The following is a 12,417-nucleotide window of genomic DNA, read 5'->3' as shown; positions in this document are numbered from 1 at the left end:
GCATGTGGTGGTGGTCTCCTTGCTCGCTGCAGCCGTCAACAAAAGATGACGGCTCCGAATCGACAGTCAGTTCCTTCCCGCCACGCCCGGTAGCCACCGGTCTTGCGACAGCCGTCATCAAATGATGACGGCCTGGAAAGAACTACTCCTGAAGTAGTCCCATGTTGTCACCCGTGCGCCGCATACTTCGCTCGTGACGGACCCAGCGCCCTGGTGGGCGACCGACCCCGTTCTGGAGGAGATTCGCCGCCGCACGGCCGAAGAGTTCGGCCTCGGCCTGGAAGGAGGAGAACCTGTCGCGCCCGACGGGCCCGACCCGGTCATGTCGGAAATACTCGATGGCACTTGCTGGCGCGAACTTGCCGAGGCACGCGACGGTCTTGCCCGTGCACGCGAGCGGTACGACGCATCGGTACTGAGGGCTCGCACGGCCGGATTCTCGTGGGGCGAGATCGGCGGCGTGCTTGGCGTGTCCAGACAGCAATTGCACCGCAGGTTCAGCACACGACAGCAGGGCCGACCATAGTCGGCCCTGCTGTCGATGCCATCAAGCAGCGACGGTAGTCGCCTCGTCCACCGGCTCCAGCGCCTGCGCGACGATCTCGGCCACGTCGGTCATCGGCTTGACCTCCAACGCGTCGAGCACCTCGGCCGGGACGTCGTCCAGGTCGGCCTCGTTGCGTTGCGGGATGAACACCGTCTTCAGACCGGCCCGTTGCGCGGCGAGCAGCTTCTGCTTCACGCCGCCGATGGGTAGCACCCGACCGTTCAGCGTCACCTCGCCGGTCATGCCGACGTCGGCGCGGACCTGACGCCCGGTCGCCATCGACACCAGAGCGGTGACCATGGTGACGCCAGCCGACGGACCGTCCTTCGGCACCGCGCCCGCAGGCACGTGGACGTGGATCTGGCGGTCCAACGACTTGGGGTCCACGCCCAACTGCTCGGCGTGCGCCCTGACGTAGGACAGCGCGATCTGCGCCGACTCCTTCATCACGTCACCCAGTTGCCCGGTCAGCTTCAGACCCGGTTCTCCGTCGTTGGCGTTCACCTCGATGAAGAGCACGTCGCCACCCAGGCCGGTGACGGCCAGACCGGTCGCCACGCCGGGGACCGCGGTGCGTTCCTCCGATTCGGGGGTGAAGCGCGGACGGCCAAGGTAGCCAACCAGATCCGGCTCGTCGATGGTCAACGGCGCCTCGTCTGCGGCGAGCTTCGTCGTCGCCTTGCGCATCGCCTTGGCGAGCAGCCGCTCGAACTGCCGCACGCCCGGTTCGCGGGTGTAGTCCGCGGCGATCTTGCGCAGTGCGTCATCGGTCACCGTCACCTCGGCGGAGGTCAGCGCAGCGCGATCGCGTTGCCGGGGCAGCAGGAAGTCACGCGCGATGGCGACCTTGTCGTCCTCGGTGTACCCGTCGATCTGCACCAGTTCCATCCGGTCCAGAAGAGCCGAAGGGATGTTCTCGATCACGTTGGCGGTGGCCAGGAACACCACATCCGACAGATCCAGATCGAGGTCGAGGTAGTGGTCGCGGAACGTGTGGTTCTGCGCCGGGTCCAGGACTTCGAGCAGTGCCGCGCTCGGATCACCGCGGTAGTCGCTGCCGACCTTGTCGATCTCGTCGAGCAGTACGACCGGGTTCATCGAGCCGGCCTCGCCGATGGCGCGCACCAGGCGGCCGGGCAGGGCGCCCACGTAGGTGCGCCGGTGACCGCGGATCTCCGCCTCGTCCCGCACGCCACCGAGGGCGACGCGGACGAACTTGCGACCAAGGGCACGCGCGACGCTCTCACCCAGCGACGTCTTGCCGACGCCGGGAGGGCCGGCCAGCACCATCACGGCACCGGAGCCACGGCCACCGACGACCTGCAGCCCGCGCTGGGAACGACGGGCGCGCACGGCCAGGTACTCGACGATGCGGTCCTTCACGTCCTCCAACCCGTGGTGGTCGGCGTCCAGGATCGCCCGCGCCGACTTCAGGTCGGTCGAGTCCTCGGTGGTCACGTTCCACGGCAGGTCGAGCACGGTGTCCAGCCAGGTTCGGATCCAGCCACCCTCGGGGCTCTGCTCGCTGGAGCGTTCCAGCTTGCCGACCTCGCGCATCGCCGCCTCGCGGACCTTGTCGGGCAGATCGGCTGCCTCCACGCGAGCCCGGTAATCGTCGGACCCGTCGGGTTCGCCTTCGCCGAGTTCCTTGCGGATCGCGGCCAGCTGTTGGCGCAGCAGGAATTCCTTCTGCGTCTTCTCCATGCCGCTGCGCACGTCGTCGGCGATCTTGTCGTTGACCTCGGTTTCGGCAAGGAGGTCGCCGGTCCAATCGATGAGGCTTCGCAGCCGCTCGGCCACGTCCTCGGTCTCCAGCAGCTGCCGCTTCTGGACGTCGGTCAGGTAGGACGCGTAGCCGGCGGTGTCGGCCAGTGCGGACGGGTCGCTGATCTTGTTGACCACGTCGACGATCTGCCAGGCCTCGCGGCGCTGCAGCATCGCCAGCAGCAGTTTCTTGTATTCGGTGGCGAGCGCCTTGGTCTCGTCGGTCGCTTCGACCTCGGACTCCTCGGTCACCTCGACCCACAGCGCCGCACCGGGTCCGGTGGTCCCCGACCCGATGTGAGCGCGACGTTCGCCGCGGACCACCGCGGCGGCGCCACCGCCGGGGATCCGTCCCACCTGCACGATCGATGCGATCACGCCGTAGGTGGGGTAGCGGTCTTCGAGTCGCGGCGCGATCAGCAGCTTCCCGCTCTCGCTCGCCTGAGCGGCGTCGACCGCGGTCCGGGCGGTGTCGTCCAGCTCGACGGGCACCACCATCCCTGGCAGTACGATCGGCTCGCTGACGAACAAGACCGGAACTGCGATGTTTTCTGACATCTAATCCTCCAAAGTTCAGCCTGATGCGCTCAACCTTGACGGGGTGTGGTTTGTTCCCCGGCTATTGCGGGGCCAGGGCTGCCGGGACCGCAGACCTCCGGGTGACGACGACGGTGGCCAACACCAGCAGACCGATGACCGGCAGGGTGATCGCCGAGTTCACGCCGTTGGCCGCGTCGACCGACAGGTTGGCGATGACCACCAGACGGATGGCGACCTCGACCAGCAGTCCGATGCCCCACATCGCCGAGAGCCGAACGTGGATGCGGCGGATGTGGTCGGCCTCTTCGGTGGTCGGCGCGCCGTCCCCCGGCTCGTGGAACCGCTCGCTGACGACCTGCGTCAGGGGCGTGCCGACGAAGCAGCTGCCCAGGAAGACGACGCCGCCCAGGCCGTTCACGAACGTGTTGCCGACCAGGATCAGTCGCGGGTCGGTGGTCGACAGGCCCACCGCCAGGCTCAGGCCGAACGTCAGCAATAGGTAGGCCGCGAAGGGGTCCAGCCGACGGCTCTTGACCACGCCGTAGACGACCCGGACCCCTGAGACGACGGTGGCCGACAGCAGCGCGACGTATTCGGACGCCCCTAACGCACGCAGTCCGTAGTACGCGATCAGCGGCGGCGCGACGTCGAGAAGGATGGTCTGGAACAGGGGGCGCATCGAGCGCCGCTGCGCCGGGGCGGGATCGCTCACGGCGGCAACCCTATGGACGTCGCCTGACTACTTGCTGTGAAGGAATAGCCCCGACTGCTCACCTGTCGTAGCTCGTATGACTGAGGCCACGATGAAGGCAGTACAGCTCGACGCATACGGCGACATCGACGTTCTGGAGGTGCGCGACGTGCCGCGCCCCGTCCCGGCGGAGGGGGAGGTACTCGTCGCGGTGAAGGCGGCGGGCATCAATCCGGGCGAGGCGATGATCCGTCAGGGCTTTCTGCACGATCGGTACCCCGCCACCTTCCCGTCCGGCGAGGGCAGCGATCTGGCCGGCGTGGTCGTCGAATTGGGTGGCGACGTAGTCGGGTTCGCGGTGGGTGACGAGGTGCTCGGCTTCTCCTTCGGGCGTTCCAGCCACGCCGAGTTCGTTGCGGTACCCGCCGAACAATTGACACAGAAGCCGGCCGCGGTGTCGTGGGAAGCGGCGGGCGGGCTGTACGTGGCGGGCTCCACCGCGTACGCCGCCGTGCGCTCGGTGAACCTGGCGCCGGGTGACGTCGTTGCGGTGTCCGGTGCGGCGGGCGGTGTGGGAACCATCGTCGTCCAGCTCGCCAAGCGAAGCGGTGCAACGATTCTCGGCATCGCCGGGCCGACGAACGACGAGTGGCTGTCCGCCCATGGCGTGCTCCCCGTCAACTACGGTGACGACTTGTCGAGCCGGTTACGGGCCGCCTCGCCCACCGGTCGGGTCGACGCCTTCCTCGACCTGTTCGGCGGCGGGTACGTGCAGATCGCCGTCGAGGAACTCGGCATCGCGCCAGAGCGCGTGGACACGATCATCGACTTCGAGGCCGTCGAGAAGTACGGGGTGAAGGTCGAGGGCAGCGCCGTCGCATCGACCGCGGCGGTGTTGGCCGAACTGGCCGCGCTGATCGCCTCCGGCGACCTGGAGATCCCGATCGCGGCGGTCTTTCCGCTCGACGACGTTCGAGCCGCCTACCGGACGCTCGAGGAGCGGCACTCGCGCGGCAAGGTGATTCTGAGCGTTCAGGGGTAGGGCCGGTTCAAGCGGCCATGGCTCGGCGCAGGGCGGCGCCGAGTTCGGCGACCTGCCGCTGCGACACGTCGGCGGTCTGGATCGCCTGCGACCCATGGAACGTGCCGGGCCACTGGTGCAGCTCGACGGACACGCCTGCCTGCAGCAGGCGCAGCGCATAGTCGATGTCGTCGTCGCGGTTCGGGTCGAACTCCGCGGTCGCGATGTAGGCGGGTGGCAGACCGGACAGATCGGTGGCGCGCGCCGGAGCGGCGTACGGCGTGGCGGCCGCGGAGCCCAGGTAGTGCCGCCACGCGGTGGCCACGATATCGCGGGTCAACCATGGCGTATCGGTGAAGTTCTTCGCCGACCACGTCTGAAGGCGGTCATCCACGCCTGGCTCATTGAGTAGCTGGAAGCGAATCGGCGGGCCCTGCTCGTCACGCGCGCGTAGGGCCACGGACGCCGCGAGCCCCGCGCCGGCGCTGTGGCCCCCAACCGCGATCCGGTCCGGATCGATGCCGAGTTCTCCTGCATGCTCGGCCGCCCAGGTCAGGACGGCGTAGGCATCGTCCAGGGCGGCCGGAAATCGGTGCTCGGGGGCCAATCGGTAGGCCACCGAGATCACCATCGCCCCGGAGTTCTCTGCAATTCGCGCGGCCCAAGGGTGCTCACTGTCCAGGTCGCCGGTGACCAGCCCGCCGCCGTGCAGCCAGACGATGGCGCCGAGCGGCTGCTGCGGTCGATAGATCCGCACCGGCACCTCAGGGTCGGCGGGCACCGTGCGGTCGGAGATCTCCATGCCCGACGTGTCCGGCGCAGGCCGCGCGGCGGCCAAGGTGGCGTAGTTCCTGCGTGCGGCGACCGGATCGGTCAGGTCGTTTTGAGGGAGGAACGGGATGAATGCTTCGAGTTCGGGATCCATGACGTCCATCGTCAACCTCGGCGGGCTCGAGATCATCCGCCATCCGTCGGGTATTGCGCCTGGATCGTGCACCGATCGGCGCATACCCTTGCGTCATGGAGGCACTGGCCGAACGGCTGTCGCACCTGGATCCGCACGTCGAAGGCGTCATCCGCGTCGTTGCGTTCTACGACACGCTGATGCGCAGGCGGGTGGATCTCGCCGCGCTGGCCAGGGCCTCGGCGGGCCTGGCCGAATGCGTGGCCGGGGTCCGGCTGGCCGGCACGGGGCGGGTGATCCGGTTCTCCCCCGACGGCAGAGAAGTATCCGGGGCGCCGGCGTCCGCGGAGGCGTCTTCGCTGGCGCCGATCACGCTCGACGACGAGGAGATCGGCACCGTGTGGCTGGAGCGCCCTGGCCCTTCCGGCCCGCTCGACGACGCGCTGCTCGACCGGTTCGCCATCGCCGTCGCGGCCGTCGTCGAGCGGTACGGGCCGGCCCGCACCACCATGGCCGATCCTGCTCTGGTCGAACTGGTGATCAGCGCCGCCGGCGACGAGGCGGCTCGGGCTCGGGCGCTCCGGCTGCTGGGCTTCGCCGCCGACGTGCCGGTCCGCGTCGTGGCCGTCCGCTCGCAGCTTCCGCTCGATCGGGTCGGCGGCCTGATCTGCCAGGGGCGCCCGGTGAAGGCGGCACTGCTCGCCGGCGTCGGCGTCCTGCTGACCACCACGGTGGACCCGTCCAAATTCCCGCCGGGGGTGCGTGCGGGCATCGGCGCGGCCGGAAGCCCCGACAGGTCCTGGCAACAAGCCCGCACCGCGCTGCGCTTCACCACTTCGCGCGAACCCGTCGTCCGTCATGACGAGCTGGGCGCGCTGGCGCTGCTGGCCGAGCTACCCCGAGACGTCTTGCGCGACAACACCGACGTGGTCGCGATGGCCGACATAGCCTGCAGCCCAGCAGATCTGGAGACTCTGAACGCCTACCTCGCCACCAGCTCGTTTCGCCGGGCGGCTGAGGTTCTGCACCTGCACCACAGCAGCGTCGCCCGCCGACTCGAACAGATCGGAAGGACCCTGGGCATCGACCTGACGAAGCCCGCCGGACTGACGCGAGCGAGGCTTGCACTCACCGCACGACGGCTACTCGACGACTGAGTCCAACTGACGCCTTGACCTCCAAGCGGTAGGGCGGATCGCTCGATCACGTGCGCTGGTTGCGACCTCGAAGGAGTCGATGGCCCTCGGCCTGATGCGCAGCACGGCTGCACTGGGGATGTCGTAGAAGACCCCGATCACGTCGAGTGAGCCTCGTCGATACGCGTCTTCGACCAACGGATGGCGGGTCAGCGTCTCGACCTGTAGGGCCACGTTGACCATGCTGAGCTGGTCGACGGCACCGAAGCCGGCCTGCGTGGCGGCAAGGGCGACCGGGTGGCTCCCGTCGCCGAACGCCTCCAGGGCTGGGTGACCATGGGCCAGCCAGGTCGTCAGGTGCTGCTCGCCTGGGCTGCGTGGCGGCTTGCCGCCGAGCAGCGCGTTCATCGCTCCGCAGCTGGAGTGTCCGCACACGACGATCGACGAGACGCCGAGTTTCTCCACCGCGAAGGCGATCGCCGCCTCGATCGAGGGGTCCTGATGGTCGACGGGCACCAGGTTTCCGACGTTGCGCACCGTGAACAGGTCACCGGGACCGCTGCTGGTGATGACGTTCGGCACGATGCGCGAGTCGGTGCAGGTGATGAACAAGCTCTCCGGCCGTTGCGCGTGCGCCAGCTTCTCCATGTGCGGCCGCGCGAGGCGTGCCGTCCGGCGCTGGTAGACGGCCAACCCATTCAACACCGCAGATGGATCACTCTGTCGGCGTTGACCATTGGCGTCCGCGCCCTGCCACGAGCTCCACGGCACGACGCCGGAGCGAACGTCGATGGCCTGGATGTCGCGGACCGGCGGCCCGTCGAGTGCGCTGTCCATCTCGACCGAGCCGAGCTGGCGGATGTGGACGGTGCCGCCTGCCGCACGGTGCTGGCGTCGCCAGTCGTCGATCGCCTCGCGGGCCGCGTGGTCGATGAAGTCGACCGAAAGCTCAACGGTCGCCTTGCTTCCCGGTGGTACTGAAGCCAGCACTCCGGTGAGACGCGGTAGCGACAGGAAGCTGCACGAGCCCTCGATGACGACGCGCCAGGTGATGTCGTCCGTTCCCTCGTCGATGGATTCGGCCGTGATCCGCGTGCGTACCACGCGCCACACCGTCAGTGCGATGGAGAGTGCGAGACCGATCAACACACCTTCCAGCAGGTTGAGGAAGACCACGCCGACGATCGTCACGGCGTAGACCGCGATATCGCCTGTGCGCCGGGCGGTCTCGATGTGCGCACGCTTGATCAGCTGGAAGCCGATCACGATCAACAGGCCCGCCAGGGCGGCCATCGGAATTTGCTTGGCCAACCCCGCGAACGGCAGGGCGAACACCAGCACCCAGACCCCGTGCAGGATCCCAGAGGCACGGGTCCTGGCCCCGGCGCTCACGTTGGTCGAACTTCGCACGATGACGCCGGTGATCGGTAGGCCGCCCAGGGTGCCCGACGCGACGTTGGCCGCGCCCTGGCCGATCAGCTCACGGTCGAAGTTGGTGCGTGGACCGTTCTGCATCTTGTCGACCGACACCGCGGACAGGAGACTCTCGACACTCGCGATCAAGGCGACGGTGAGCACACCGGTGGCAAAGGCACCCCAGTTGCCATCGGGAAGGCTCGGCAATGCGATGGCATCCAGTAGCGAACCGTCCAGCTCGACGCGCTCCACGTCGAACGAGAAGACGATCGCCACCAGGGTTGCCGCCACGATGGCGACGAGCGGCCCGGGTATCTTCCCGATCCGTCCCGGTACCCACCGCCATCCGACCAGGATGGCGATGACGAGGACACCCAGAATCACGCCGGGGCCGTGAGCGTCGAAGACCTGCTCCGGCAGTTCCACCACGTTGCGCCAGGCCGAACTATGCGATTCGCCGCCCAGAAGTACGTGGACCTGTTGCAGTGCGATCGTGAGCCCGATGCCTGCGAGCATCGCGTGGACCACCACCGGGGAGATCGCCAGTGCCGCACGGGCCACCCGGCTCAATCCGAAGAGCATCTGCAGGACACCGGCCGCGACGGTGATCGCGCAGGTGACCTTCCAGCCGAACTGCGCTACCAATCCGGCCACTACCACGGTGAGTCCGGCTGCCGGCCCGCTCACCTGAAGCGGTGAGCCGCCCAGCGCGCCTGCCACGATGCCGCCGACCACCGCGGCGATGACTCCGGCGAGCGCAGGCGCACCCGAGGCGATCGCGATCCCCAGCGAAAGCGGCAGTGCGACGAGGAAAACCACCAGGGACGCGGGCAGGTCGTAGCGGAGGATGGGGTCCATCCGTTGGGAGAGTGATCTCCCCGAGCGTTGCAGAATGTCGAGCTCCTGTCGGTGGGGATTTTAATTGACCACGGCGAAAGCAGCACTGCGGCAATCATTTAGAGGTGCCGTGGTTCAAACATCAAGTGCGAGCGTATTTATCGTCCGCAGCGGGCGTCAAGGACATCGGCCCGACGCATAGAAGACGCAAATGTCGGGTCGGACTGCGGTGTCGATCGTCACACCGGTCACGGACACACGGGCGCTGCCGCGATGTCGCGAATTCATCGTGTGGAACTCAAACAAGCTGAACGACAATGGCTTACAGAAGAGTCATGCCGATGTCCGACCTGAACTGCGAGTGGGGGTTCCGGCCGACAACATATGAGGAACCTGTGAAGCAGGTGACAGCCGGGCGCGCGCCCGGAAGAATCGGGTAGTGACGTTGATGTCAGTCAATCCTGGAGCCCAGCAGCCCCGATCCGCGATACTCGGGAAACTCCCTCCCATGCGCCGTTCCGACGGATCGCCGATCAGGGTGTTGCTCGTCGACGACGAACGCGCACTGACGAACCTGGTCAGGATGGCGTTGCGCTACGAGGGGTGGGACGTCGAGGTGGCGCATGACGGTTGCGACGCCATCTCCAAGTTCGCCTCCACCGAGCCCGACATCCTGGTGCTGGACATCATGCTGCCCGATGTCGACGGGCTGCAGATCCTCAAGCGGGTCCGTGCCGAGTCTTCCAGTACGCCGGTGCTCTTCCTCACCGCGCGCGACTCGGTCACCGATCGAGTCACCGGGTTGACCGCGGGTGCCGACGACTACCTGACCAAGCCGTTCAGCCTGGAGGAACTGGTCGCCCGATTGCGCGGTCTGCTGCGCCGTGGCTTCGAATCGACGCCACCGGAGGACGAGACGCTGCGTGTCGGTGACCTCGTCCTGGACGGTGCGAGCCACGAGGTGACCCGCGGCGGCGAGCGCATCGAGCTGACGACGACGGAGTTCGATCTGCTGCGATATCTCATGCGCAATCCTCGCCGGGCGCTGGCGCGCGAGGAGATCCTCGAGAAGTTATGGAACTACTCGTTCGGCGGTCGGACAAGCATCGTCGATCTGTACGTCTCCTATCTCAGGAAGAAGCTGCAGTTCGGCCGCGAGCCGATGATTCACACGATTCGAGGTGTGGGCTACCAACTTCGGCCTGCCGAGTGACCGCGGTACACGAGTCGCCCTGGTGGCGCCCAAGGACTCTCAGCAGGCAGCTCGTGTACGGCGTGTCCGCGCTGGTGACCGTGGTGGTGTTCGGCATTGGCGCACTGTCGGTCTACAGCCTGCACACCTACGTCACCACGATGAGCGGCGCCGAGGTGTCGCACTCGCTGGCCGCGTTCGAGCACTCGTTCAAGAAGCTGCGCACGTACGAGGCGCTCGGCACTGAAGTCGGAGATCGTCGCGGTGCGTTGAACGACTTCACTGGGCAGGCTCCGGGCACCCTCATCGCGGTACTGCGCGGGGGAGCCGTGGTGGACTCGGCGGTCTTCTCCGACGGCGACACCGAGGATGCGTCGGCTTCGGCGACGGCGCCGATCGAGGCGTCGGACTGGAGTAGCGACGCGCCGCGGACCATCGACATGGGCGATATGGGCAACTACCGGGCGGCAAGCATCGACGTGGGTGACGGCGAGCGCTTGGTCTCGGCCGTGTCGATGGAGAGCGCCAATCGAGTGGTGGCCAAGAAGACCGTGGCCGTGATCGTCATGACCGTCGCCGCCGCCGTGCTCGCAGGCATCGGCACCGTCGTCCTGTTGCGTCGAGCCCTGCGCCCGCTGCGCCGGGTTGCCGCAACTGCCGCCAAGGCGGCCAGCATGCCGCTTGCCGATGAGGACCACCGGATCACGACCCGCGTCCGCCACGCCGATTCCGATCCAGACAACGAGGTCGGGATCGTGGGCGAGACGCTGAATCGGTTGCTGGCCAACGTCGATTCGGCGCTGGCCGCCCGTGCGGCATCGGACCGGCGGATGCGGCGCTTCCTCACCGACGCCAGCCACGAACTGCGCACACCGCTGACGGCGATCCAGGGCTATGCAGAACTGACCCGCCAGGAGAGCGCCTCGCTGCCCCCCACCACCGAATATGCATTGGCGCGCATCGAGTCCGAAGCGCGCCGGATGACGGCCCTGGTCGGCGACATGCTGCTGCTGTCCCGACTCGACGAGGGCCACGGTCTCGAAGTCCGGCGGCTCGATCTCAGGGGTCTGGTGGTCGATGCCGTGAACGACGCCGAGGTCTCCGCACCCGATCACCGGTGGCTGGTCGAGTTGACCGATGAGCCGGTGTGGCTGCTCGGTGACGAGGCAAGACTGCATCAGGTGATCAGTAACCTGCTGGCAAACGCCAGGTTTCACACACCGCCGGGGGTCACCGTCACGACCACCCTTGGGACCGTGGCCGGCGATACGGGCCCACGGGTGGAGCTGAGGGTCACCGACGATGGGCCTGGGATCGACCGCAAGCTCCTGCCCGAGCTCTTCGGACGGTTCGTCCGAGGCAACGAGTCCCGGGCCGGTGAGGTGAGCAGCACCGGGCTGGGCCTGGCCATCGTCGCTTCCATCATCGAGGCCCACGGCGGCACCGTGACCGCCGACTCGGGTAGCGGCACCACGGAGTTCCTGGTCCTGTTGCCTACCGGGTGACGTCATCGGCTAGCCGTCCTGGCAGTCCACGTCGACGTAGATCGTGGTGAAGAGGTCCTCGTGTCCCTTGGCCTGAAGATTCGCGATCGCATCGGCGGCGGTAGCGATTCCGAACTGCATCATGACCGAACCCCCTTGTTCGTGCGTGGGTTTCACTCGTTTAGGCCCGATGGTACCGACGCGCTCTATGTGTAGCCGTGGCACGGGAGTGGCTTCGAACGGCACCGCGGTGGCCGCGCGAGGGTCGGCAACGAGGAGTAAGGCTACTTCGATGGCGAATCGAATAATGCTTCATTGCAACATATTTGACGATTAACGTCCTTGTGGGAAAACGTTCGCCATGCGCCGTCTGATCCGGCTGCGGCGACTGAAGGACGCGGTGATTCTCATGCCAAATGCATAGAGAATCGCCGAGAATCCAAGGGTAAGAACCGTATACATATGCGTTCTACATGAAGGACGTGACATGCAGTGGGGGATACGTAGATTGGTCGTTGTAGGACGCAGATCGACGATGACTGCCGATCCGGAATGCATCGAGTTGAATCACTGAGAACAGGAGAAAGAAGATGAATTTTCGTTACATTGCAGCAGGTCTGATGACCGGGCTCGCCGCAGGAGCGATCGCTGTGGCTCCGATCGCCTCAGCTGCGAATCCGAGCACCGCCACCGACACGGGCCGGACCACGACGATCGACAAGAAGGGGCACAATGCGATCGTCGTTCACCCGCCCACGGTCTCGGCGCCGAAATCCTACGGACAGTTCTCGTCCCCGCGGCCGTTCATGTTCTTCGACTGAGGGGCAGCTCGGTTCTAGCCGTCGAGTGGCCACTCAGTCGACGGTCCCATGAAAGCAGGAAGCC

10 protein-coding genes are annotated in these 12,417 nt (G+C 66.9%); 6 read left to right on the top strand and 4 right to left on the bottom strand.

What is annotated here, in order from left to right; translation table 11 throughout:
* Window positions 1-193 precede the first annotated feature (193 nt).
* Window positions 194-526: a hypothetical protein gene (locus ACRDUX_RS32945; RefSeq protein WP_526420399.1), complete on the top strand. Its 333-nt coding sequence runs from the start codon at window positions 194-196 to the stop codon at window positions 524-526.
* 21 nt (window positions 527-547) lie between these two features.
* Here the strand turns inward: ACRDUX_RS32945 and lon are convergent, their stop codons facing one another.
* Together lon and ACRDUX_RS32935 are read right to left on the bottom strand one after the other, a co-directional pair.
* Window positions 548-2,869, bottom strand: coding sequence for an endopeptidase La (lon, locus tag ACRDUX_RS32940; RefSeq protein WP_526420397.1), 2,322 nt, complete (start codon window positions 2,867-2,869; stop codon window positions 548-550).
* 61 nt (window positions 2,870-2,930) lie between these two features.
* Window positions 2,931-3,563: a VC0807 family protein gene (locus ACRDUX_RS32935; protein ID WP_526420395.1), complete on the bottom strand. Its 633-nt coding sequence runs from the start codon at window positions 3,561-3,563 to the stop codon at window positions 2,931-2,933.
* Between the two features lie 76 nt (window positions 3,564-3,639).
* Here ACRDUX_RS32935 and ACRDUX_RS32930 point away from each other — a divergent pair, with 76 nt between their 5' ends.
* On the top strand, window positions 3,640-4,584 hold the full coding sequence (locus ACRDUX_RS32930; protein WP_526420393.1) for an NADP-dependent oxidoreductase: 945 nt from the start codon (window positions 3,640-3,642) through the stop codon (window positions 4,582-4,584).
* A 7-nt stretch (window positions 4,585-4,591) separates the two neighbouring features.
* On the opposite strand, the gene ACRDUX_RS32925 is transcribed toward ACRDUX_RS32930, so the two are convergent.
* Window positions 4,592-5,524, bottom strand: coding sequence for an alpha/beta hydrolase (locus tag ACRDUX_RS32925; RefSeq protein WP_526420391.1), 933 nt, complete (start codon window positions 5,522-5,524; stop codon window positions 4,592-4,594).
* Between the two features lie 59 nt (window positions 5,525-5,583).
* On the opposite strand from ACRDUX_RS32925, the gene ACRDUX_RS32920 reads away from it, so the two are divergent.
* Window positions 5,584-6,624, top strand: coding sequence for a helix-turn-helix domain-containing protein (locus tag ACRDUX_RS32920; protein WP_526420390.1), 1,041 nt, complete (start codon window positions 5,584-5,586; stop codon window positions 6,622-6,624).
* Here ACRDUX_RS32920 and ACRDUX_RS32915 read toward each other — a convergent pair.
* Window positions 6,610-8,877, bottom strand: coding sequence for a SulP family inorganic anion transporter (locus ACRDUX_RS32915; protein ID WP_526420388.1), 2,268 nt, complete (start codon window positions 8,875-8,877; stop codon window positions 6,610-6,612). The two genes, ACRDUX_RS32920 and ACRDUX_RS32915, sit on opposite strands and share 15 nt — an antisense overlap.
* A 418-nt stretch (window positions 8,878-9,295) precedes the next feature.
* Between ACRDUX_RS32915 and ACRDUX_RS32910 the strand changes: the two genes are divergently transcribed.
* From ACRDUX_RS32910 to ACRDUX_RS32900, 3 genes are all read left to right on the top strand, one after another.
* Window positions 9,296-10,069: a response regulator transcription factor gene (locus ACRDUX_RS32910; protein ID WP_526420386.1), complete on the top strand. Its 774-nt coding sequence runs from the start codon at window positions 9,296-9,298 to the stop codon at window positions 10,067-10,069.
* 53 nt (window positions 10,070-10,122) lie between these two features.
* The gene (locus ACRDUX_RS32905; protein ID WP_526420384.1) at window positions 10,123-11,553 is read left to right on the top strand and encodes a sensor histidine kinase; all 1,431 of its coding nucleotides are present in this window, start codon (window positions 10,123-10,125) and stop codon (window positions 11,551-11,553) included.
* A gap of 569 nt (window positions 11,554-12,122) precedes the next feature.
* Complete coding sequence (locus ACRDUX_RS32900; protein WP_526420382.1) at window positions 12,123-12,353, top strand: hypothetical protein; 231 nt, start codon at window positions 12,123-12,125, stop codon at window positions 12,351-12,353.
* Window positions 12,354-12,417 lie beyond the last annotated feature (64 nt).

The sequence above is a fragment of the Mycobacterium sp. genome, from assembly GCF_050701675.1.
Classification (GTDB): domain Bacteria; phylum Actinomycetota; class Actinomycetes; order Mycobacteriales; family Mycobacteriaceae; genus Mycobacterium.
Note: the sequence above shows the minus strand (reverse complement) of the source record. Positions and strands in the feature narration are given on the sequence as shown.